General features: G+C 34.5%; 18 protein-coding genes. 8 read left to right on the top strand and 10 right to left on the bottom strand.

Features of this window, described 5'->3' with window-relative positions; genetic code table 11:
* Window positions 1-6 precede the first annotated feature (6 nt).
* Together C4S35_RS02015 and C4S35_RS02010 are read right to left on the bottom strand one after the other, a co-directional pair.
* Window positions 7-984, bottom strand: coding sequence for a DUF4837 family protein (locus C4S35_RS02015; protein ID WP_103998553.1), 978 nt, complete (start codon window positions 982-984; stop codon window positions 7-9).
* Window positions 985-1,173: 189 nt separating this feature from the next.
* Window positions 1,174-2,361 carry a phosphoglycerate kinase gene (locus tag C4S35_RS02010; RefSeq protein WP_103998552.1) on the bottom strand — a complete coding sequence of 396 codons (1,188 nt, stop codon included), beginning with the start codon at window positions 2,359-2,361 and terminating at the stop codon, window positions 1,174-1,176.
* Window positions 2,362-2,647: 286 nt separating this feature from the next.
* Here C4S35_RS02010 and C4S35_RS02005 point away from each other — a divergent pair, with 286 nt between their 5' ends.
* The 4 genes from C4S35_RS02005 to recA all read left to right on the top strand — a co-directional run bounded on the left by C4S35_RS02005 (window position 2,648) and on the right by recA (window position 5,951).
* Window positions 2,648-3,796, top strand: a complete 1,149-nt coding sequence (locus C4S35_RS02005; protein ID WP_103998551.1) for a DNA polymerase III subunit — start codon at window positions 2,648-2,650, stop codon at window positions 3,794-3,796.
* A gap of 4 nt (window positions 3,797-3,800) precedes the next feature.
* Window positions 3,801-4,184 (top strand): DoxX family membrane protein, encoded by a 384-nt coding sequence (locus C4S35_RS02000; protein WP_103998550.1) that lies wholly within the window; start codon window positions 3,801-3,803, stop codon window positions 4,182-4,184.
* 45 nt (window positions 4,185-4,229) lie between these two features.
* Window positions 4,230-4,739, top strand: a complete 510-nt coding sequence (locus tag C4S35_RS01995; protein WP_103998549.1) for an acyl-CoA thioesterase — start codon at window positions 4,230-4,232, stop codon at window positions 4,737-4,739.
* A gap of 204 nt (window positions 4,740-4,943) precedes the next feature.
* Window positions 4,944-5,951 carry a recombinase RecA gene (gene recA / locus C4S35_RS01990; RefSeq protein WP_073209530.1) on the top strand — a complete coding sequence of 336 codons (1,008 nt, stop codon included), beginning with the start codon at window positions 4,944-4,946 and terminating at the stop codon, window positions 5,949-5,951.
* A gap of 48 nt (window positions 5,952-5,999) precedes the next feature.
* Here the strand turns inward: recA and C4S35_RS01985 are convergent, their stop codons facing one another.
* Window positions 6,000-6,767 carry a lysophospholipid acyltransferase family protein gene (locus C4S35_RS01985; protein WP_103998548.1) on the bottom strand — a complete coding sequence of 256 codons (768 nt, stop codon included), beginning with the start codon at window positions 6,765-6,767 and terminating at the stop codon, window positions 6,000-6,002.
* A 137-nt stretch (window positions 6,768-6,904) separates the two neighbouring features.
* Here C4S35_RS01985 and trpS point away from each other — a divergent pair, with 137 nt between their 5' ends.
* Entirely contained in the window at window positions 6,905-7,879 is a 975-nt protein-coding gene (gene trpS / locus C4S35_RS01980; RefSeq protein ID WP_103998547.1) for a tryptophan--tRNA ligase, read from the top strand.
* An 89-nt stretch (window positions 7,880-7,968) separates the two neighbouring features.
* Here trpS and dprA read toward each other — a convergent pair whose 3' ends face one another.
* Window positions 7,969-9,069, bottom strand: a complete 1,101-nt coding sequence (gene dprA / locus C4S35_RS01975) for a DNA-processing protein DprA (RefSeq protein WP_103998546.1) — start codon at window positions 9,067-9,069, stop codon at window positions 7,969-7,971.
* Between the two features lie 102 nt (window positions 9,070-9,171).
* Between dprA and C4S35_RS01970 the strand changes: the two genes are divergently transcribed.
* The gene (locus C4S35_RS01970; protein ID WP_103998545.1) at window positions 9,172-10,116 is read left to right on the top strand and encodes an HU domain-containing protein; all 945 of its coding nucleotides are present in this window, start codon (window positions 9,172-9,174) and stop codon (window positions 10,114-10,116) included.
* A 56-nt stretch (window positions 10,117-10,172) separates the two neighbouring features.
* On the opposite strand, the gene C4S35_RS01965 is transcribed toward C4S35_RS01970, so the two are convergent.
* From C4S35_RS01965 to C4S35_RS01940, 6 genes are all read right to left on the bottom strand, one after another.
* Entirely contained in the window at window positions 10,173-12,443 is a 2,271-nt protein-coding gene (locus C4S35_RS01965) for a helix-turn-helix domain-containing protein (RefSeq protein WP_103998544.1), read from the bottom strand.
* A gap of 297 nt (window positions 12,444-12,740) precedes the next feature.
* Window positions 12,741-13,349 (bottom strand): OmpH/Skp family outer membrane protein, encoded by a 609-nt coding sequence (locus C4S35_RS01960; RefSeq protein WP_244175176.1) that lies wholly within the window; start codon window positions 13,347-13,349, stop codon window positions 12,741-12,743.
* Window positions 13,350-13,595: 246 nt separating this feature from the next.
* The gene (locus C4S35_RS01955; protein WP_103998543.1) at window positions 13,596-14,444 is read right to left on the bottom strand and encodes a class I SAM-dependent methyltransferase; all 849 of its coding nucleotides are present in this window, start codon (window positions 14,442-14,444) and stop codon (window positions 13,596-13,598) included.
* 137 nt (window positions 14,445-14,581) lie between these two features.
* Complete coding sequence (mnmG, locus tag C4S35_RS01950) at window positions 14,582-16,453, bottom strand: tRNA uridine-5-carboxymethylaminomethyl(34) synthesis enzyme MnmG (protein WP_103998542.1); 1,872 nt, start codon at window positions 16,451-16,453, stop codon at window positions 14,582-14,584.
* 170 nt (window positions 16,454-16,623) lie between these two features.
* Entirely contained in the window at window positions 16,624-17,043 is a 420-nt protein-coding gene (gene ybeY / locus C4S35_RS01945) for an rRNA maturation RNase YbeY (RefSeq protein WP_103998541.1), read from the bottom strand.
* Entirely contained in the window at window positions 17,040-20,348 is a 3,309-nt protein-coding gene (locus C4S35_RS01940) for a DUF4175 family protein (RefSeq protein ID WP_103998540.1), read from the bottom strand. Before C4S35_RS01940 ends, ybeY begins: the two co-directional genes overlap by 4 nt.
* A gap of 131 nt (window positions 20,349-20,479) precedes the next feature.
* Here C4S35_RS01940 and C4S35_RS01935 point away from each other — a divergent pair, with 131 nt between their 5' ends.
* Together C4S35_RS01935 and gltX are read left to right on the top strand one after the other, a co-directional pair.
* Window positions 20,480-21,508, top strand: a complete 1,029-nt coding sequence (locus C4S35_RS01935; protein WP_103998539.1) for an alkane 1-monooxygenase — start codon at window positions 20,480-20,482, stop codon at window positions 21,506-21,508.
* A 91-nt stretch (window positions 21,509-21,599) separates the two neighbouring features.
* Window positions 21,600-23,105 (top strand): glutamate--tRNA ligase, encoded by a 1,506-nt coding sequence (gene gltX, locus C4S35_RS01930; RefSeq protein WP_103998538.1) that lies wholly within the window; start codon window positions 21,600-21,602, stop codon window positions 23,103-23,105.
* Window positions 23,106-23,127 lie beyond the last annotated feature (22 nt).

The following is a 23,127-nucleotide window of genomic DNA, read 5'->3' as shown; positions in this document are numbered from 1 at the left end:
TAAAAATCAATTTTTCAAAACAACAACCGATTTTATGATGGATTCTAATTCATGCATCAAATCCCGTTTCTCTTTTGAAGGCGCGTAACAGAAACCCTCCAACACCAAAAATCTATTATTTTCCTTGTCAAAAATGGCATAATTGATAAAAGGTCCCGCCATAAAATCATTTTTTAGCTCCCACGTTCCTTTAGTCTCATACGTTTTTTTTCCATCAAGTGTAATTTTGAAAAGATAAGGTGCATAAGCCTCTTCCGTAATCATATTAGATTTTGGCTCCGTACCACTAATATATAAATTAGCAATTGAATCACGCATTTTAATAATACTGACAATTAAATTGGAATTCTTTTTTATGGAAGTTATTGGAACTTCATAAATCAACAAACTTGTATTACCGCCGATAATTTCCTTTTTTAACCACATAAATTTACTTTTATGAAGTATATAGGCATAGTTAGAAGGAATTTGTAGTGAAATATGGAACTTATTGGCAATAAGTTTCGGATTTAATAGTGATTGGCTATTAATTCTCTGGCTTTCGGCAATTTCTGTTTCCTTGATTAGCAAAATCATTTTTGGAGCATTCTTTTCGAGGATTTCTATTATATCAGTTCCTGTCTTCCCTGAAATATGAAACACATTTTGAGGTGATGCGTACTTATTTTTCTTTATTTCAAACTTATTTTCATCTCCTTTTTTTACTACTATAATTGCTCTGTTATCGGTCATGAAACCTTCCAGTAGTTTAATCGGATATTGATTTATGGAAAAAAGAGGTTCTTCTTGAGGTAGACCAATAACTGGTGAAGCAAACTTATTTCGGATACTGTCTCCCACTTCTCCATTCCATAACTGATCGTCAATAATAACAGAAATCGTATTAATTTTCCCAGTTGTTATTCGAGGTAAATTATCATTTTTCTTTTCACAGGAAAAGAAGATGAAGAAAATAAAAAGAAATAAAAAATGGGCTTTATTCATTATAATTTAATTGTGAAATAAAACCCAAATTTATAGAAGTTTATTGTATTATCTGTATATTTTTAGCTTCATTCCAGGTTTAATATCTTCCCCACGAATATCATTCCATTTAGTAAGGTCTGAAATTGCGAACAGCTAAATTATCCTATTATTTTAAATTCGCTAAAATAATTTCAAATTTGAATTATATTATTCGAGGATAGCAGCAATTCCCGGCAATACTTTACCTTCCAGCATTTCCAGCATAGCGCCTCCACCAGTAGAAACATAACTCATCTTATCTTCTAACCCAAATTGTTTTACTGCAGCAACTGAATCGCCACCTCCTACAAGAGAAAAGGCGCCATTTTCTGTAGCAGCTGCAATATATTTACCAAGAGCAATTGTTCCATTAGCAAAACTCTCCAATTCAAAAACGCCTAATGGTCCATTCCAAAGTATAGTTTTAGACTCCATGATTACTTTTTTGAAGTTTTCCAATGATTTTGGTCCAGCATCAAGTCCTTGCCATCCATCAGGAATTTCTTTTACGTCAACAATTTGAGTATCGGCAGTATTTGAAAATGCATTTGCAGCAACGACGTCAACAGGAATATGGATTTGAACTCCTTTTTCTTTAGCTAATCTCAAAATTTCCAATGCCAATTCTTGTTTGTCATCTTCACAAATAGAATCTCCAATTTTACCTCCTAACGCTTTCACGAAAGTAAATGTCATTCCACCACCAATAATCAAGTGGTCTACTTTATCCAAAATATTCTCGATAACCGTAATTTTAGAGGAAACTTTAGATCCACCAAGAACTGCAGTTACTGGTTTTTCGCTATTTTTCAAAACTTTGTTTAAGCTTTCGATTTCTTTAGCCAATAATAATCCGAAACATTTTTCAGTTGGGAAAAACTGAGCTATAATTGTAGTCGAAGCGTGTGCTCTGTGTGCTGTTCCAAAAGCATCGTTAACATAAATATCACCAAGTGACGCTAATTCTTTTGCAAAGGCAACATCTCCTGCTTCTTCCTCGCTATGAAAACGTAAATTTTCTAATAATAAAACTTCCCCAACCTGTAATTTAGCAGCGGCATCTTTAGCGACAGAACCAATACAATCTGAAGCAAACTGAACTGGAACTCCAAGTATTTCTGACGTAGTTTTTAGAATATGTTTCAATGAATATTTTTCTTCAACACCTGATGGTCTGCCTAAATGAGACATTAAAATTACGCTTCCGCCCTGAGCAAGAATTGCATCAATTGTAGGTTTTGCAGCTTCGATACGAGTGGCATCTGTCACATTAAAATTTTCGTCCAAAGGCACATTAAAATCTACGCGGATTATGGCTTTTTTATTTTTGAAATCAAAATCGTTTAAAGTTTTCATAAGGTCTATTTTTAGTTTGTTTGTTTTTGAAATGATAACATATATAGAACTTTTAGACTATTAATAAATTTGATGAAATCAAATAAATCCCATACTTAGTAACGAAATCGATGTAAATTAATAAAAAATGTTTCTTTTTATAAGTATAACTGTTTTTTAATCCTGAAATATGTTAATTTAAATAACGAAAAAACATCTTGATTCAACTGTCATTTTACAAACTTCCTAACGTGAAACTTTGCGCCCTAAAATTTTAGACTAAACCATTTTCTTCTATCTTTGCTTTATGCAATTTTCAGAAATTTTAGGTCAGGAACATATTAAAAGTCATTTGACAAAAAGTGCTAATCTGGGCAGAATTCCCCACGCACAATTGTTCGTTGGTCCTGAAGGAAGCGGCACTTTAGCTATGGCGATCGCTTATGCGCAATATATTATTTGCAGCAATCAAAACGCAGAAAACTTGGGTTCAAACGAAGCGTGTAACCTGAAATTCAATAAAATTTCTCATCCGGATTTGCATTTTATTTACCCGACCGTAAGCACAGAAGAGGTGAAGACAAAGCCAAAAAGCATTGATTTCATTACAGAATGGCGACAGTTTTTAACCGAAAATCTTTACGGAAGCTTATTTGATTGGTATCAAACTCTTGGCGTTAAAAATAAACAGGGGGAAATTAGAGTCGACGACGCACAAGAAATCCTAAAATCTTTGGCCTTAAAATCCTATGAAGGAGGATATAAAGTAATGGTTATTTGGATGGCTGATAAATTAAACACTGCCGCTTCCAACAAATTATTGAAATTATTGGAAGAACCTACTGATAAAACCGTTTTTATCTTGATTTCGGAAAACGAAGAAGATATCATTCAAACGATTCGTTCCCGTTGCCAGGTTTTACATTTTAATGGTTTACCAGAAAAAACAATTGCTGAAGCCCTAGTTTTAAGAGAAAATATTGACTCTAAAACGGCTGTAAAAATAGCGCACCAAGCACAGGGAAATTATAACAAAGCACTTCAATTACTGCAACCGGACAGCGAATCTGTTTTTTTTGAAAAATGGTTTGTTGATTGGGTTCGTGCCGCTTTTAGAGCCAAAGAAAATGCCGCAGCAATTCAGGATTTGATCCGATGGAGCGAGCAAATTGCAGCTTTGGGAAGAGAGACCCAAAAGAAATTTTTACACTTTTGTATTGATATGTTCCGTCAAGCATTGTTGTTGAATTATCAAACTCCAAGTTTAGTTTATATAGAACCGCAAGTGGAGAACTTCAAACTCGAGAATTTTGCCCCCTTTGTCAATGGCAATAATATAAATGATATCTTTCAGGAACTTTCGGATGCTATGTATCATATTGAACGCAATGGAAATGCAAAAATAATTTTAACCGATTTATCAATCAAACTTACCCGTTTAATTCACAAAAAATAAAAACATGAACAACATTACTTCTATTTTAATTTTAATTTTTTTGGCTATTACTTTTCTTCAATCCGGTTACGACAAACTGTTTTATTGGAAAGATAATGTCGAATGGTTAAAAGGTCATTTTGCAAAAACCCCTTTAAAGAATCAAGTGCCTTTGGCCTTGCTGAATATTTTAATTTTAGAATTAATCTCTGGTATTTTAAGTGTTGTTGGCTGTATCGAATTATTTGTAAACAACGGAAGAATTTTTGGCTTTTATGGAGCTGTATTTTCTTGCGTCACCTTACTAATGTTACTTTTCGGACAACGACTGGCTAAAGATTATGATGGCGCCAAAACTATTGTTATTTATTTTATTCCAGCTATAATGGCAGTTTATTGGTTAAACTAAAAAGTACAAATTACATTACAAGAAATAATTACATTGATAAAAAAAATGATACCAAAACATCCTTCCGAATCTTTAACTACATTAACCGATTTAGTTTTACCAAGCGAAACCAATCCTTTGAATAATCTTTTTGGCGGTGAATTATTAGCCCGTATGGATCGTGCAGCAAGCATAGCGGCAAGAAGACATTCAAGAAGAATTGTAGTTACAGCATCTGTAAATAACGTGGCTTTTAACAGAGCCATTCCTTTGGGAAGTGTTGTAACTGTTGAAGCTAAAGTTTCCAGAGCGTTTAAGAGTTCTATGGAAATATACATTGATATTTGGGTAGAAGACCGGGAATCTGGCAACAAAACTAAGGCTAATGAAGCTATTTATACTTTTGTAGCTGTAGATGACACCGGAAGACCTGTAGAAGTTCCCCAAATTGTTCCAGAAACAGAACTGGAGAAACAACGTTTTGACGCCGCTTTACGCCGCAAGCAACTGAGTTTGGTTCTGGCTGGAAAAATGAACCCTCACGACGCAACTGAACTGAAGGCATTATTCCTGTAAAAAAGAAAATAATTTATTCTCTTTTAATATAAAATAAGGGTTGAGAAATATTTTCGGAAGAGAAATTTCGCATCAAAAAAAGAACTATTTTTACGAAAATATATGTTACTCTAAATTAAATTTTCAGGGGAATTATTCATCCTGTCAGTTTTTTACGATTTTAAAAAATAATACAAATAGATGAAAGAAAAGGTAAAAGAGAAGATGAGTACAGAGAAAGAAGCTAAATTGAAAGCGTTACAACTTACGCTAGACAAATTAGATAAAACCTACGGAAAAGGTACTGTAATGAAAATGGGAGACAAAGCCATTGAGGAAGTAGAAACTATTTCTTCAGGATCTTTAGGTATCGATTTAGCCTTAGGAGTTGGTGGATATCCAAGAGGAAGAATCATTGAAATATACGGTCCGGAATCGTCTGGAAAAACAACTTTGACACTTCACGCGATTGCTGAAGCTCAAAAAGCGGGTGGAATTGCTGCATTTATAGATGCGGAGCATGCATTCGACAGAAATTATGCGGAGAAATTGGGCGTAGATATTGAAAATCTAATTATTTCTCAACCAGATAATGGAGAGCAAGCATTAGAAATTGCTGAAAACTTAATTCGTTCAGGTGCAATTGACATTGTTGTCATTGACTCCGTTGCTGCTTTGACTCCAAAAAGTGAGATTGAAGGTGAAATGGGAGATTCCAAAATGGGTCTTCATGCCCGTTTGATGTCTCAAGCATTAAGAAAATTAACTGGAACAATCAGCAAAACACATTGTACTGTTTTCTTTATCAATCAATTGAGAGAGAAAATTGGAGTAATGTTCGGAAATCCGGAAACTACAACTGGAGGAAATGCACTGAAATTTTACGCCTCGGTACGTTTAGATATTCGTCGTTCTACTCAAATAAAGGACGGTGACAACGTACTTGGTAACAGAACTAAAGTAAAGGTGGTTAAAAACAAAGTGGCTCCGCCATTTAAAATTGCTGAATTTGACATCATGTATGGTGAAGGTATTTCAAAAACTGGAGAGATTTTAGATCTTGCCGTAGAATTTGAAATCATCAAAAAAGCGGGATCTTGGTTTAGTTATGGTGAAACCAAATTAGGACAAGGTCGTGATGCTGTTAAGTCTTTAATAAAAGACAATCCAGAATTAGCTGATGAGCTTGAAGAAAAAATTAAAGCTAGAATAAAAGAATTAGCAGAAGCATAAAACTAAAAAAGAGTTCACCAAGGTGAACTCTTTTTTTTATATCAGTTACTAAAAAGCAAACTTATTTTGATCTCCAGTCCTCTCAAATTCCTCTAATTGAGAATAAATGATGTCTCTAACTTCTTCTCTCATCTCTTTTCTATTCTCCCCTGTCTTTCCCAATGTCTCTATATGAGAATGAATTTTGACCCTCATAAAACCAGGACTACCACTGAAAAAAGTATAGGAAAATCTTTTTTTATTGTCTGCAAAAGTAATGGGAACAATAGGGATTTTATGTTCTATAGCCAAACGAAAAGCACCGTCTTTAAAAGTATCTAATAATACCGATTCATCTTCGGGGACACCGCCTTCAGGGAAAATGCAAATACTTAGCCCTTGATTTATTCTTTTTTGAGCGCGATTAAAAACACCCATTTTACTTTTAGAACAATTCCTGTCCACCAAAATACAGGTTCTTTTGTAGAAAAATCCAAACAAAGGAATTTTTGACAGTTCTTTTTTGCCTACAAAAACAAATGGATTTTTAATCGTTGCGAGCATCAGCATAATATCTACCATCGAGGTATGATTGGCCACTATCATATAACTTTTATTAGATTCCAGCTCTTGGTTCTTATCAATTTTATAATAAAAACCCATTCCGAAAAGAATGAATTTTGCCCAGATACGAGCCATCTTAAAAAAATAAGGATAGCCACTTTCAGTTACTATAGAAAGCACTAAAAAAGGAAACATCAGCAATATGGGAATGGTCATTAAAACATAAAACCATACGCGCCAAAGTGTCCAAAAAATAATTTTTAATCCTCTCATAAAGTCAAAAGTAAGGAATCCAATGTAAATAGCGCTAAAAGAATTCAATTTGGCTACTTTAGTCTTGGAAAAAAATTACAATCCGTGCAAACTTTGCAAAAAACTTTGCGAACTTTGCGGTTAAAGTTAAAATTACGATGGCAAAAATACTTACCGGCGTACAAAGTACCGGAACACCACATTTAGGCAACTTACTTGGCGCAATCATTCCCGCAATAGCATTATCAAATAAATCAGAAAATGAATCGTTTCTTTTCATTGCCGATTTGCATTCCATAACGCAAATAAAAAACGGTGAAACCTTACGAACAAATACCTACAGCACCGCAGCGGCTTGGCTTGCCTGTGGTTTGAATGTTGATAAAGTTGTTTTCTACAGACAATCTGATGTGCCACAAACAGCAGAATTATCATGGTATTTAAGTTGTTTTTTTCCTTTTCAACGTTTGACATTAGCCCATTCATTCAAAGATAAAGCAGATAGACTGGAAGATGTCAATGCTGGTTTGTTTTCGTATCCAATGTTGATGGCTGCCGATATTTTATTATACGATGCCCAATTTGTCCCTGTTGGAAAAGACCAATTGCAACACCTCGAAATTACTCGTGATGTGGCCTCTCGTTTCAACCACCAAATGGGAGAAACGTTTGTGATTCCTGAAGCGATAATACAAAAGGACGGGATGCTGATTCCGGGAACCAATGGCGGAAAAATGAGTAAATCAGCGAATAATATTATCAATATTTTTCTGGATGATAAAGCGTTGCGCAAACAAGTGATGAGTATTGAAACTGACAGCACGCCGCTGGAAGATCCAAAAAATCCAGAAACTTGTAATGCGTTTGCTATATATAAATTATTAGCAAATGAAGAACAAATAGCCACAATGACTGCCAATTATCTGGGTGGAAATTATGGTTACGGTCACGCCAAACAAGCCCTTTTTGAATTGATAACAGAAACTTTTAAAACCGAAAGAGAAAAATACAATTACTACATGAACAACCTTCCTGAAGTTGATGCTTTGCTTCAAACTGGAGCTGGTAAAGCAGCAGTTGTTGCCAATGGCGTTTTAAAAAGAGTAAGAGAAAAATTAGGATTTGAGGTGTAACAATCTATTTTTAAAACATGTAAGTCATATAAGTTTTTTTTTAAGTTTAATACTATTTCACGAAAGCTTAAATGACTTATATAATTAAATCAAATTGCCTCAAACAATTTCCCCGGCAAAGGTCGAATCACGCCTTTGAGTTCCATATTCAACAGCATGCCTGAGATTTTATAAATAGGGAAATCACAACGTAAGGCAATAATATCCATCAGTTCTTTTCCCGTTTTTAAAAGGTAATCATATACTTTTTGTTCGTCATCCTCTAAAGTCACAAACAATTGCTTTTGCACTGATTTAGTTTCTTTTTGAATATCCCAATTCAAAATATAAATCAAATCGGCTGCACTGGTCAAGACGTTTGCTTTTTGGGTTTTTATCAGGTTGTTGCAACCCTGACTGTATTTGTCCGTAACACGACCTGGGACGGCAAAAACATCTCGGTTGTAATCATTGGCCATGTTGGCCGTAATCAATGAACCTCCCCTGTCTGCGGACTCAATTACAATGGTTGCTTCAGACATTCCAGCTACGATTCTGTTTCTTTTTACGAAATTTTCTTTGTCCGGATTCGAGGAACTCCAAAACTCGGTCATGAAACCGCCGTTTTGCTCGACTTTAGCGACATATTTTTTATGGGTTTTCGGGTAAATTTGGTTCAAACCATGAGCCACAACACCTATCGTTTGTAAATTATGTTCCATTGCCAATTGATGCGCCACAATATCAACGCCGTAAGCAAAACCACTCACGATTATAGGATCAAGCGGTGCTAAATCTTCTATTAATTTTCTACAGAATTCCATACCGTAAGACGTAATTTGTCTTGTCCCCACGATGCTGATTATTTTCTTATTTTTTAAATTAATATTTCCTGATGTGAACAATAAAAGTGGTCCGTCGATGCAATGTTTCAACCGTTCGGGATATTCTTCATCTTGGAAATAAACCGCATTGATTTCATTCGCTTTTATAAACTCCAGTTCCTGAGTCGCTTTTTCGAAAACTGATTTATCTTTTAAATTTTTCAACAAAACAGATCCTACTCCATCAATAGCAGCAAGTTGCGATGCTTTTGTATTAAAAACAGCTTCCGCACTTCCAAAATGGGTAAGCAGTTTTTTTGCCATTATATCTCCCACTCCTTCTATTCTTTGCAATGCCAATAAATAAAATAAATCTAGTTCTTTCATGCTAATTATTTGAAATTGAAATGTATAAAATTTAAAGCGGATTGTTAATAAAAATTGTGAATAAAATTTTGATACCTATATTCGTTGTATAACTTTGTAAGTATGAAAATCGAACTATACATCGCGCAGCTCTTATACCGTTATCAATGTGTAACCGTTCCGGGTTTAGGAGCTTTTTTGACCGAAATTCAATCGGCTCAACTGAATGAAAGCTCGAATTCATTTTCTCCTCCAAAGAAAATGATTTCTTTCAATGCCAACCTTAAGAACAATGACGGTTTATTAGCCAATCATATCGCTCAAGCTGAAAAAACTTCTTATGAATATGCCGTAAGCGCTATTCAGTATGAAGTTTTCAATTGGAAAAAAGCATTGGAAGAAAATGGTGTTCATTCCATAAAAAATGTAGGTGATCTTTGCCTGAATGCCGATTCGAATTTAATATTTACTCCATACGACCAAACCAATTATTTGACTAATTCTTTTGGTTTAAGTCCGTTTGTTTCTCCACTTGTGAAAAGAGAAATCTTCGAACAAAAGATACAGGCAATTGAAGAAAAAGAGCCAATTGTTTTAATTCCGGAAACAAGAAGAATGAATCCGTATTTAAAATACGCTGCTATTTTTGTTTTGGGACTGGGTTTAACCGGAAGCGTTGGTTATCCAATATATCAAAACCAAATCGCAACCCAAACTACACTTGTTGAAACAGCTGTTCAAAAACAGGTCCAAAATAAAATACAAGAAGCTACTTTTTTTATCGAAACTCCAATTCCGGCTGTAGTACTATCTGTAAAATCAGCTACGGAAGTAAAAATGTCCTATCATATTATGGCAGGAGTTTATAGAGAAGAAAAAAATGCACAAAAAACATTTAATCAATTAATTCATTTAGGATACAAAGCCCGCCGAATTGCTACTAATAAACATGGATTATTCCCGGTACTTTACGGAAGTTATGCCACAATTGCAGAGGCTGAAAAAGCAAAACAAGAGATTCAGAAAAAACACAATCCTGAAGCTTGGATATTGATTCAATCACTATAAAACAAAAAACCTATTCTTATCGAATAGGTTTTTTTATAGCCGTTCTTTAACGATCCTTAATTCAAACTCGCTTTGTACATCCTAGCTTCTTCCCAAGAGAATTTATGACCGTGTTTTTCCATCAAGGTATTCAGTGATTCTTCTTTGTATCCGGCAAAAGCAGTTGCTAAATCTTGCATTTTATCCTCCGGTAAAACTTCCGAAATAGATACCGCTTTAGTTTGAATAAGCTTTACAAAATGCGAATAAATGGTTTGTTTAGTTAATACTCTGATTGTGGCAATATCTTCAATTGATTTCTTTTCGACCCACAATTCATAGGTTTCCTGAACCGTAGATTTCTTGGGTATTGCTGTTTTTGATTTTTTCGAAGTATAGCGTTCTACATCTTTCTCATCATCAATCAAAGTGACATTTACATTTTTGAATTCTTCCCGAATCGCATCCGTTTTTTTGGTTATATATTGCTTTATCTCTGCTGATGTCAGTTTTTCTTTCGAAATAGTTTCGCCGGAGACAACAGTTTCTATTAATAATTTGGCCTTCATCAAACGCAAAACCGCTTTGGTTTGCAATTCTTCCAGAATAATTAATTCATCGTAAAACGCTTTTACTTTCTTGATTCGTTTTACTTCTTCAATTTTCCAAAGGATTTCAAAAACCAGATCATCCATTGGTTTTAAGAAATAACCGAAAGCAGCTTGAATACGTTCAGAAACATGATTCAAATCGACTGTTTCCTGACCAAAAAGTTTATTCAATTGTGATATAAATTTTTTTGATGGATCCAATAGTTGTTCGATGACTTCCGTTTGCTTTTTGGCCCAAACCGCATGTTTGGATTTCTCTGATATTTCTGATTTATCGTTGTAACTGTATTTATGATTGCGCCATTCTTGCGCTAAATCTTGCCAATCGAAGGTGTTAATCAGGTAATTATGGATGAAATTTTTAGTTTCGAAATGCAATGCATTCTTTAATAGTTCATCAGAAGCCTTATTTAACGAATAATCCATCACATCCTGATCATTCGAAATGCCATTCATTCGCAGTGGAGACAGCAAAATAAGCCCTTCTAACGAACGCAAACGCGATAACGCCACGTATGCCTGTCCTGGAAGAAAAACTTGCGAAACATCGAGCGCAGCTTTATCAAAAGTTAATCCCTGACTCTTGTGCACCGTTATGGCCCAAGCCAGTTTAATGGGATAATGAACAAAAGTCCCTAAAACTTCTTCAGCAACTTCTTTGGTCGTTTCGTCTATTTTATAGCGAATATTTTGCCATTCGTATTTTTCGACTTCTATGGTTTTGTTTTCTTCTGGAAAATGAACGAGAATTTCATGGCTCGAAAGGGATTTAATAACACCCATTTTTCCATTGAAATAATTTTTATCAAAAGACAAATCGTTTTTCACAAACATTACTTGCGCACCAATTTTGAGTTTCAAATGTTCCTCCACCGGAAATATCTTATCGGGAAAATCGCCCACAATTTCTGGATTGTACGTCACTTCTTTGCCCACTAAATCTTCCAAAGCTTGCGCATTCATCGTATCTGCTTTAACATTGTGTGTGGTTAAAGTAATGTAACCTTTGTTGGCTTTTAAATCAAAATCCGGTTTCACGTATTGATTTAAAGCTTGAATATCTTCCTGTGAAATCTGATTGTTTCTCAAATTATTTAAGACGGCTATAAACTTATCATCCGTTTGACGGAAAATTTTAGACAATTCTATGTATAAAGGCGGATTTTGCTGCACGACATGAGAATGGAAAAAGAATTTTCCTTTGTAATAATTGCGCAGTGTGCGCCATTCTTCATCACGGATTACAGGAGGTAATTGCAGCAAGTCGCCAATAAATAATACTTGTACACCGCCAAAAGGAGTATTCCTTTTACGAACGGTTTGCATCATATAATCCATGGCGTCCAATAAATCAGCTCGAAGCATACTCACTTCATCTATAATCAGCAATTCCATATTGCGTATGACCGATTTCTTCAAACCGCTCATTTTAAAATGCCTGCGCAACGTATCTTTAGATTCAAATTTTACGCTTTCTGAAAATTGAGAATCTACATTGAATTCCGGAATAAAACCTCCAAAAGGCAACTGAAACATCGAGTGAATCGTAACGCCCCCTGCATTTAGCGCCGCTATTCCCGTAGGTGCGACAACTACGGTATTCTTGTGAGTGGTTTGAATAATTTCTCGCAGCAACGTCGTTTTCCCGGTTCCTGCTTTACCAGTCAAAAATACCGATCGATGCGTTTGATTAATAAATTGTAAGGTGTAAGAGGCGGCTTCAGAGATTGTTTGCATTTGGCGTGTATAGAGATAGCTAAAATATTGAAAATAGAATTACTATTTTAGTTTTTGGAAAATATTTTTGATTTGATTCCAATGTTTTTCAGCCCCGATTGTAATGGAAATACTCGAGATTTGGAAAGCAATTTTTTCTAAGCAGAAAAGAGCGACCGCAGGAAGCTCCTTTTATGGGTAAGAAAAAAGCTTTATAAACGAGAGATTGAAATGAAAAGCGGGATTAAGCTGCCAAAAAAAAAGCCTCCAATCTAAATATTAGATGAAGGCCATATTTTGAATTAATAGTTAAAAATATTATTTTTTAGCTTCTGCATCTTTTGGAGTTGCAGATTTATATTTGTCATTCAATTCTTTAATAATCTCTTTTGTGATATCATATTTGTCTTCAGCATATAAAATAGAGGCAGCATCACCTGTACCATATATGTAAGTGTATCCTTTTTCTTTCCCGTACGTTTTGATGAATTTTTTTACACCACTAACCAAAGAATCCATTTCTTTTCCACTTTCTTGTTGCAACTCTTGTGCTAATTGTTGTTGTGCAGCACCTAATTGTTGTTCTCTTTTTTGTAGTTCAGCTCCTTTTTGTTGTGCCCAAGCTTGTCCGTTTGCTTGTGCTTGTGCTTGAAAACCAGCTGCTTCTTGCTTGAATCTTGCAATCTCAGCATCTAGTTGTCTACCTTTTTCCTCTGATTTTGCTTTGTATTTAGCCTCAAGATCTTTTGCTTCGGTATATTCTTTCATTAACACTGAAGTATCTACGTAAGCTGTTTTTACTTCCTTAACTGCAGTTACTGGTTTATTACAAGATAATATTGTAATTGAAAGTGCGATAATTACTAATGCTTTTTTACTCATATTTTTAATATTTCTTTTTTGGTATTCGTGAATCTTCGATTTCATTTGGTGAATTTCTTATTTTTTAAGTATGTGTGACAAAAATATAAAAAAATAAGTAGCATTGACATAAAGTTTTTAAAATGCACCTTTATTTGTGATATCAGTTTTTGTTATTGTAATTGTATTATTAATAATTTAAGTTTATCAAAACCCGATTCAATAGCTTTCATATAAAATAACTTCTCAAAAAAGACAACAATAGACTTGATTCAAGGCAAAAAACAGGCTTAAATACGCTTAAAATAAGATTTAACTGTTTTTTAGGATATAAATATGGGATGAATACTCCAAATTCTTCTTGGCTTTCCAATTCGACTGTAATCCGACGAAAAGTGCTTTTATAAAATTCATTTTACCCGTTTTGTATTTTTCTGAAAGCAAGGCAACATAAAAAGAATCAAACTTCATTGGAAGTACTTTTACCAAATTCATTTTTTCTTTTTGAAAAAGAGATTGTATCGCCGTTTTTGAAAAATGCCAAAAATGAATTGGCACATCGTAAGCCGCCCAAAATTTTCCGTAATGTTTTGCGTCGAAAGATTTGAAATTAGGTACTGCAATTATTAAAGTCCCATTCGGTTTTAGCAATCGTTTCAATTCTTTTATCTGTTCGTCCAAATCAGGAACGTGTTCCAAAACGTGCCACATCGAAATAACATCAAAAGATTGATTTTCCAATTCTGTTGTTTTTTCGACAAAGGAAACACCTTTGTTTTTTGCAATCGTTTTTGCTTTATCGCTTGGCTCTACTCCTATTGTCTGCCAACCGTTTTGTTTTGCCACCGATAAAAAATCACCTGTCCCCGCTCCGATATCCAAAACCCTTCCTTTATCAGGCTGCAATGAATTAATCAAATCAAGTTTGTTTTTAAGCGCGATGCTTTTTACAAAATGATATGCTTTTTCAAACAAGGATCGTTTGCTGTCTGTATGTGAAATGTAATCTACACTTTCGTAATACTCTCCTAAATTTTCTAAACTGGGTTGCGGAGATGTAATCAACATGTCCAACTCTTCGTCATGATACAATTCAAATGTTTCTTTAGAAACGGAATAATCTTTAACGGTTAAAAAATGCTTTTTGTTTAAAATGTCCATTTTTAGTTTTCAGTGGTCAGTTGCAGTTTGCAACTGAATCCCTTTATATAAGATGTAAATTAGATTTTGTTTCACGTGGAACGTATTGATAAGCATTCATTTTTTTACTGAACACTGCCTGTAAACTGATTACTTTCTCATCGTCCCATATAAATCAACAACACCGAAACATCACTTGGCGAAACGCCACTAATTCGCGAAGCTTGAGAAATAGTTACAGGACGAATCTTACTTAATTTTTGTTTAGCTTCTATTGACATCGATTTGATTTTATTATAATCGAAATTTTCTGGGATTTTCACATCTTCTAATCGAAGCAATTTATCAGCATTATTTCGTTCCTTTTCAATGTATCCAGAATACTTCACTTGGATCTCGGCTTGTTCTAATATTTCTTGATCCAAATCGTTTTCTGCAATATAAGTCGCCACTTTTTCAAATTTCATTATATCTTCTAAATCAATTTGCGGACGCGAAAATACTTTAAACATTTTATCGCCTTGTGTAATTAGCGCCGTATCTTTTGACTCTAAAATAGGATTTGCCTCTGCAACTGAAACACTAGTTTCTTTGAAGAAAGCAACCATTTTCTCAGATTGATTTAATTTATGCTCCATTCTACGCAAACGCTTTTCAGAAGCCAACCCAATTTCATATGACATTGGTGTTAATCGGAAATCAGCATTATCCTGGCGAAGTAATGTTCTGTATTCAGCACGAGAAGTAAACATTCTGTATGGCTCTTCTGTTCCTTTTGTAATTAAGTCATCAATTAAAACACCAATATATGCTTCATCTCTTTTCAATATTAACGGCGCTTTTTCATGCACTTTTAAATGCGCATTAATTCCTGCCATCAAGCCTTGAGAAGCTGCTTCTTCATATCCAGTAGTTCCATTTATTTGACCAGCGAAATACAAACCTTCAACTAACTTGGTTTCCAAAGTATGTTTTAATTGTGTTGGAGGGAAATAATCATATTCAATTGCATATCCTGGACGGAAAAATTTCACCTTCTCGAATCCAACAACAGAACGCAACGCTTTAAATTGAATATCCTCAGGAAGCGAAGTGGAAAACCCATTTACATAAACCTCACAGGTATTCCATCCTTCTGGCTCAACAAACAACTGATGTCTTTCTTTATCAGCAAAACGATTAATCTTATCTTCGATTGACGGACAATATCTTGGTCCAAGACTTTTTATTCGACCATTAAACATTGGCGAACGATCAAAACCTTCTCTCAAAATATCGTGAACATCAAGAGAAGTATAGGTCATGTGACAAGATCTTTGATGAATCAAAGGCGCAGTAATATCCGAATAAGAAAACTTATCAGGTTTAGCATCTCCCTTTTCTTCATTCATTTTAGAATAATCCAAAGAACGACCATCCACTCTTGGAGGCGTTCCTGTTTTCATTCTTCCCGCCTGAAAACCCGCATTCACTAAATCTTCAGTAATTCCATAGGCAGCACTCTCTCCTGCTCGTCCCCCGCCAAATTGTTTCTCTCCAATATGAATTAAACCATTCAGAAAAGTTCCATTGGTCAACACAACCGATTTAGATCGAATCTCCACTCCCAGTGAAGTTCGAATCCCCTTTATCTTTCCATTTTCTATAATCAAACCTTTCACCATTTCCTGATAAAAATCAAGATTCGGGGTTCCTTCTAACATCATACGCCACTCTTCAGCAAAACGCATACGGTCACTTTGAACCCTTGGCGACCACATTGCGGGACCTTTGGACTTGTTCAACATTTTGAATTGAATCGCTGTTTTGTCCGAAACAATTCCAGAATAACCACCCAAAGCATCAATCTCTCGAACTATCTGTCCCTTAGCAATTCCCCCCATGGCAGGATTGCAAGACATTTGGGCAATATTCTGCAAACTCATTGTAACCAATAAAGTTTTGGAGCCCAAATTTGCAGCTGCAGCTGCAGCCTCTGAACCGGCATGACCGGCACCAACAACAATTACATCGTATTCTTCTTGAAACATTTTTTTATTATTTAGTCCTGAGAAAACTCAAAATTAAGATTGAAGCAATTTTTGAATCGCCTGAACCTTGGTTTTGTTTTATTGTTCCACGTGAAACATTATACACCAACACAAATCCTTTTTAAGATTGTTCCACGTGAAACAATCCTCTTTTGTCATTAAAATTTAATCTATAGTTCCACGTGGAACAACGCGATTTTTTCATCTTCTTTAGAACGCATCAGCAGTTCTTCCGCTTCGCCTTTATCTTTATAACCACAATAGTGCAGAATGCCATGAACCAAAACGCGTTTCAATTCTTCTTCAAAAACAACATTGAAATCTTTAGCATTATCGTTTACACGTTCAATAGAAACAAATATGTCCCCACTCAACTCATTTCCCATTGTATAATCAAAACTAATGATGTCGGTTAATGTATCGTGATTTAGATATTCTAAATTGATTTTGTGTAAGTATTCGTCATCACAAAAGATATAATTTATTTCTCCCTCTTTCTTGTTTTCTGAAGTAATAACGTTAGTCAACCAAGCAGCAATTGCTTCTTCGTTGTCTAAAGTAAAATCAGTTTCATAATTAAAATTGATCATTTTTTATTAAAATATTCTTGAACTTTTTGATTAAAATTCGAGCGCAAAGGTAAGGATTGTCTATTTAATATTTCGATGCTATTCAAATAATCTAATAAAGCAGATGGCAATGCGTTAGATTGATTGTTGAATTCCTTTTTATTGGTTTCCGATTGACGCTTATTTTCCTGTCCTTGTTGCTGAACCGCTGTGTTTAATTTCAATAATTCTTGTTTTACATTCAGGATTTTTTGAAGCGTCTCGTTTTTAAAACCTATATTCAAAAGCTGTTTCTCTATTTGCTTCATTTGCTCTAAAGCACTTTGACCGTTTCCTCCTAATCCTTGTTTATTTAATTCGTTTTGCAACGCTTCCCTCAATTGCTTTTGTTCTTTATAAATTTCCATAATCGCTTTGGCATCTCCTTCACCATCCTCCCCGTTTTCTCCATTTTGTCCAGAACCTTTCTTCCCTTTTTCTCCATCTCTTGGTTTCTGGCCTTCCCCTGGCTTACTGCCTTTCTCTATTCCTTCTTTCATTTTTTCTCCAAGTCCTTCCTGCTTTTTAATAATGTCCGACAATTGCATTCCTTTTCCCTGTCCTGGCTTCGGTTTACCGGAACCCATTCCGGACAATGACATCTGCATGCCACTAAGAATTTCGCTCAAAAAATCCGCTAATTTGTTGGCAGCCGAAATTGTATACTGCTGATGCGACAGACCTTTTGGAATTTGTGAATCCGATAGAGTCTCCAGCGATTTATCAATATTGTAATGAACATTACCTATTTCTTTCGTTACCTCCTCCGCAATTTTTTGGTTTCGCAAAGACATCGCAAACAAACTGTCATCAACATGCTTGAATTGTAGTTTTAAATTTTGCTGTACTTTAATGTTTTTATTAAAAGAAGGAGAACCCGATTTCAATCCTTTAAATTGAAGCATCACATCTTCCTGAGACAATGAAAATGCCAACAAATTATCTAAGATTTGTCTCAACATTTTGACATCTTCCTCTAATTGTTCCTTCTCGGAACCTTCCATACTTTGTTCCATTTTCATGGACATCTCTTTCATTTTTTTTGCTGCGCTTTTTTGTTTCGGTTTTGCTTTAGATTGATTTTGCTTTTTTAATTCTTCGGAAGCTTTCTTCAAATCTTCATCTATACTTTTTTCCTTCTCTGCATCTTTTGGAAGATCCATTGGAGATTTCAATTCCTTATTTTCTTTTTCTAAATCTTTTAAATCTTCTTGAATTTTATCAAAAGCATCATTTATTTCCTGCTGCTTCTCTAATTTATTGTCCTTTTCATTCTCCGACAACTTATCTTCTTTCTCAGAAAGCTTATCTAATTTATCCCCAATTTGTTCTGCTTTTTTATCTACATAATAACGCTTAGTAAGTTCAACTAATTGTGCTAAATTTTTAGTTTGGTTTTTACTATTTTGCTTGAATTTTTCTAATTTATCAAGTAGGTCTTCATTCTTAATCTTATCATTTAATGATTTAAGTTCATCCAATAATTTTTGATTTTTCTCAAAGTCTTTATCGGCTTTGTCCAAACGTTTTTGCAAATCTTCTTTTAGTTCGTCCTTTTTATCCGTTTTAAACTTATCTAAATTATCTTTCATTTTTTCTGCAAATTCCTGCATCATTTCATCCTGCTGTTTTTGACGCTGGATAAAGTCATTTACTTTTTGTTGATCATTGAATTCCAAATTACTTTTCTCTTTACCACTCTTTTGAATTTTTTCAATGGCAGAAATTTGTTTGTCCTGATTTTTTAAAGACTTCTCTAAACTATTAATATTATCATTTTGTTGCTTCAAAATCTGGTCTTCCTTTTCTTCATCTGTAGAAACTCGATTGGAGAAAACCGATGATTTTGTGCTTTTAAAGTGATGGATTGCGTCATTATCAAAAACCTCAAAATAGTAATCATAAGACGTCCCTTGTTCTACCGGAAGATTTCCAGGAAAAGTAAATACGAATTGATCAAATACTAATGCCTTAACAACAATTATTCCACGTTTAGCAGTTTGCGGCTTGTCTCTTTCATAATAAACCACTTGCAGTTTAGACAATCCATAATCGTCAGAAATTTGACCTAATACATACTTTTTTTCTACCTTCAAACTGTCAGGAGCAGTATTAACTTTGATCGTTGGGAACTGATCTTTGATTATTGTTAGCTGGTAGTCCAACTTTTCATGGTTTTTTACTTTATCATTAGAGATAAGAATTTGATATTCTGTATTTTGAAGAATATATTTTGAAAAACTGAATGTGTTTTCTGCTTTCGAAAAAGGAAAAACGGATGATACATCCTTCCAAACCACATTTTGAGTCGCTTGAGTGTTCATTTTCCAGGTAACGCTGGTTCCTTCCGGTATAATGGCGTTTCCGGTTCCTTTAATATATTCTGCTTTTCTATTTAGATAAGACGGAAAGTTTAATATCATTTCAAAATTAGAAATAGTAGGCACTGTCACTACTTTCAATTCATAATCTTCAGAAGAGATTCCATTAGCCTCCACGTGAAACAAAACGTTTTTGGCCGGTTTTGAAACCTTAAATTTAAAATCCCCGGACTTAGTGGTTTCCATGAAATAACTTTCATCATCAATAAAGATCGTGGCATTTTCAGGGACAACTTTTCCTTCGGTTTTTATATGAAGGACGAAATCTTTGTTTTGTTCTGTTTGCAGATTAGTACTTAAAAGAATGAATTTAAATGGTGCCGGAGGCAAAAATGGCGAATTGAAATGCACTACTCTATTCAAACTTTGAGAAATTATTGTACTGTTACCCGACAAATAAAAGAAGGATAAAACCACAACAGGAAATAATGCAAGAGGCAGGAACTTTTTGTTCTTATTTAAATTAATCGCGTTTCCAAAAGGAATCGGTTGCAAGGTTCTCGCTTTTTGTTCTATCGAGGCCACTAATAATTCCGACTTATGCTGTTGACTATCAGCATCTGATAATTGCAGAAAATTAGTTAGTTTATCGCTTACTTCCGTAAAATGATTTCCGATAATACCTGAAGCTTGTTTGTAATCAATTCCTTTTTGGAGTTTGAATAATTTAAATATTGGAAACAAAATCAATCGGAACAACAGGAAAATTTCAAAACAAATAAAAGTCCAAAACAAGAACCTTCTTCCCATTGGCTTAAGCCAAAGAAAATACTCTACAAAAAGCGTAAATAAAAAATACAACAAGCCTAAACCGACGAAGAATAACAATCCCCGAATCAGTTCATTGGTATAATACTTTTTGATAAAAGCCTCCAATTTTTGAAAAATAACATTTCCTGCTTCCAAAATTTCTAACTTCTTATTAATAACCGTTAAAAGTACAAATTTATCTCAATCAGAAAACGTTAAAAAAATAGGCAAAATTAAATAGTTGGAAAAACCGATACGATTTAGTAAATTTATGCAAATCTTTTGATATGAAATATTTATGGGCATACAGTATTCCTGTTGTTGGTATTCTAGGAATATATTTAGGTGATTTTTGGTCGTTCTCTGCACTACTCTTTACTTTTGTTATAATTCCTTTTTTAGAGTTCCTTTTGCCAGTAGACCAAAAGAATTATGATCAAGAAACCGTTTCGGATAGATTAAAAAATAAGTTTTTTGATGTTTTACTTTACCTGAATGTTCCCATTGTTTATGGCGCAATATTTTTTTGTTTGTATAAAATTACCCAACCTGGAATATCCAAAACCGAAATCATTGGGATGACATTGAGTCTTGGAGTTATTCTTGGAGCTAATGGCATTAACGTCGCCCATGAACTGGGTCATAGAAAGAATCATTTCGAAAAAATTCTAGGAAAATTTCTTTTAATTCCAAGTCATTATACCCACTTTTATATAGAACACAATCACGGACATCATTTACATGTTTCTACCCCTGAAGATCCATCAACGGCAAAATACAATCAAAACCTGTATGCTTTTTGGTTTCAAACCGTGATAGGAACATATAAAAAAGCTTGGGAAATTCAAAAAAAATTAAATATCATTGATAATCGTTCCTTCTTTTCTGTTAAGAATGATATGTTTTGGTTTACGATAATTCAAATTAGTTATTTACTATTAATTTTTTTGTTTTTTGGTTTCAAAGGTTTTTTGTTTGTTTTGTTTGCTGGAATTGTTGGCTTTCTTTTACTGGAAACTATCAATTACATTGAGCATTATGGATTAAAAAGAAACCGCCTTGCATCCGGAAGATTTGAACGAGTTTCAGAGAAACATTCTTGGAATTCAAATCACGTTCTTGGAAGAATTATTCTATATGAACTTACTCGCCACAGCGATCACCATTTTAAATCTCAAAAGAAGTACCAAATATTAGAATACCATGACGTTTCCCCGCAAATGCCTTATGGTTATCCCACATCTATGGTTTTATCCTTTTTCCCTCAGCTATGGTTCGCTGTAATGAATAAAAGAATTCCTGTAGAAATGAGGTAGCTTTTCATACTTTCTTTATTTATCTAAAAAAAGAGGAAGTCTACCAATCTACAAATCCATTTAATTTATCTTTGCACCAAAATTTACAAAAATGTCGAAGCAAGTTCGTGTGCGTTTTGCACCAAGTCCAACTGGACCTTTACATATTGGCGGAGTTCGTACCGCATTATTCAATTATTTGTTTGCCAAAAAAAATAATGGTGTATTCTTTTTAAGAATTGAAGATACGGACCAAAACCGTTATGTTTCTGGTGCCGAAGAATATATCATGGAAGCACTGGAATGGTTAGGAATTGCGCCAGATGAAACGATTGGAAAAAATGAGAAATTTGGTCCTTACCGTCAAAGCGAAAGAAAACATTTGTACAAACAATATGCGGATCAGTTAATCAATTCCGGTAATGCGTATTATGCTTTTGATACAGCAGAAGCTTTGGATGCACATAGAAAATTAGAAGAAGAACAAGGAAATACTTTTATATACAATCACCATAACAGAGAAAAACTGGACACTTCATTAGTGATTTCTGCAGACGAAACCGCCAAAAGAATCGCTGATGGAGAACATTATGTGATCCGTTTTAAAACTCCCGTAAACGAAACATTGCATATGCATGACATCATTCGTGGTGATGTGAAATTTGAAACAAATCTTTTAGACGATAAAGTTTTGTTTAAAAGCGATGGAATGCCAACCTATCATTTAGCTAATATAGTGGATGATCATTTAATGGAAACTACTCACGTGATTCGTGGTGAAGAATGGTTGCCCTCTATGCCTTTGCACGTTTTGTTGTACCGAGCTTTTGGTTGGCAAGCACCTGAATTTGCACATTTGCCATTGATTATGAAACCTATCGGGAACGGAAAATTATCAAAAAGAGACGGTGACAAAATGGGATTTCCTGTATTTCCATTGGACTGGAAGACTGAAGAAGGTGTTTCATCAGGATACAGAGAAAAAGGGTTTTTCCCGGAAGCTGTAATCAACTTTCTGGCTTTATTAGGTTGGAATGACGGAACTGAAAAAGAATTATATACACTTGAAGAATTAGTGGAAGCATTCGATTTGAGTCGAGTACATAAAGCCGGAGCTAAATTTGATCCAGAAAAAAACAAGTGGTTCAATCACCAATATTTGGTGAAACAGAAAGATGAAGATTTGGCGAAAGCCTACGCTCCTATTTTGGCTGAAAAAGGGTTTAATGTTGATCAAAGTGTTCTAATAAAAGTGGTTTCTTTAATCAAAGAACGCGCCCATTTTGTTTCGGAATTTTGGGAATTAAGTGATTTCTTTTTTGTGTCTCCAACATCGTATGATGAAAAAGCGCGGAAAAACTGGAAGGACGAAACGCCAACATTGATGCAAGAATTAATTTCTGTCGTGGAGGAAATCACCGATTTTACCTCCATGAATATCGAAACCATCGTAAAAGATTGGATGACGAAAAACGAAATTGGAATGGGTAAAGTAATGCAACCGTTTCGATTGAGTATGGTTGGTGCATTGAAAGGTCCTCACCTATTTGATATCGTTGAAGTAATTGGAAAAGAAGAAACGATAAAGAGAATTCAGAAGGCAATAGCTGCTTTATAAAAAACAAGAAAGCTCCCAAATT

The organism is Flavobacterium urumqiense (genome assembly GCF_900108015.1).
Classification (GTDB): Bacteria; Bacteroidota; Bacteroidia; order Flavobacteriales; family Flavobacteriaceae; genus Flavobacterium; species Flavobacterium urumqiense.
This window is presented reverse-complemented; position numbering and strand designations above follow the sequence as displayed.

Bases quoted from the DNA above. Each gene is read 5' to 3' on its own strand.
- C4S35_RS02015 (WP_103998553.1), bottom strand. From the start codon at position 984: ATGAATAAAGCCCATTTTTTATTTCTTTTTATTTTCTTCATCTTCTTT.
- C4S35_RS02010 (WP_103998552.1), bottom strand. From the start codon at position 2,361: ATGAAAACTTTAAACGATTTTGATTTCAAAAATAAAAAAGCCATAATC.
- C4S35_RS02005 (WP_103998551.1), top strand. From the start codon at position 2,648: ATGCAATTTTCAGAAATTTTAGGTCAGGAACATATTAAAAGTCATTTG.
- C4S35_RS02000 (WP_103998550.1), top strand. From the start codon at position 3,801: ATGAACAACATTACTTCTATTTTAATTTTAATTTTTTTGGCTATTACT.
- C4S35_RS01995 (WP_103998549.1), top strand. From the start codon at position 4,230: ATGATACCAAAACATCCTTCCGAATCTTTAACTACATTAACCGATTTA.
- recA (WP_073209530.1), top strand. From the start codon at position 4,944: ATGAGTACAGAGAAAGAAGCTAAATTGAAAGCGTTACAACTTACGCTA.
- C4S35_RS01985 (WP_103998548.1), bottom strand. From the start codon at position 6,767: ATGAGAGGATTAAAAATTATTTTTTGGACACTTTGGCGCGTATGGTTT.
- trpS (WP_103998547.1), top strand. From the start codon at position 6,905: ATGGCAAAAATACTTACCGGCGTACAAAGTACCGGAACACCACATTTA.
- dprA (WP_103998546.1), bottom strand. From the start codon at position 9,069: ATGAAAGAACTAGATTTATTTTATTTATTGGCATTGCAAAGAATAGAA.
- C4S35_RS01970 (WP_103998545.1), top strand. From the start codon at position 9,172: ATGAAAATCGAACTATACATCGCGCAGCTCTTATACCGTTATCAATGT.
- C4S35_RS01965 (WP_103998544.1), bottom strand. From the start codon at position 12,443: ATGCAAACAATCTCTGAAGCCGCCTCTTACACCTTACAATTTATTAAT.
- C4S35_RS01960 (WP_244175176.1), bottom strand. From the start codon at position 13,349: ATGAAATCGAAGATTCACGAATACCAAAAAAGAAATATTAAAAATATG.
- C4S35_RS01955 (WP_103998543.1), bottom strand. From the start codon at position 14,444: ATGGACATTTTAAACAAAAAGCATTTTTTAACCGTTAAAGATTATTCC.
- mnmG (WP_103998542.1), bottom strand. From the start codon at position 16,453: ATGTTTCAAGAAGAATACGATGTAATTGTTGTTGGTGCCGGTCATGCC.
- ybeY (WP_103998541.1), bottom strand. From the start codon at position 17,043: ATGATCAATTTTAATTATGAAACTGATTTTACTTTAGACAACGAAGAA.
- C4S35_RS01935 (WP_103998539.1), top strand. From the start codon at position 20,480: ATGAAATATTTATGGGCATACAGTATTCCTGTTGTTGGTATTCTAGGA.
- gltX (WP_103998538.1), top strand. From the start codon at position 21,600: ATGTCGAAGCAAGTTCGTGTGCGTTTTGCACCAAGTCCAACTGGACCT.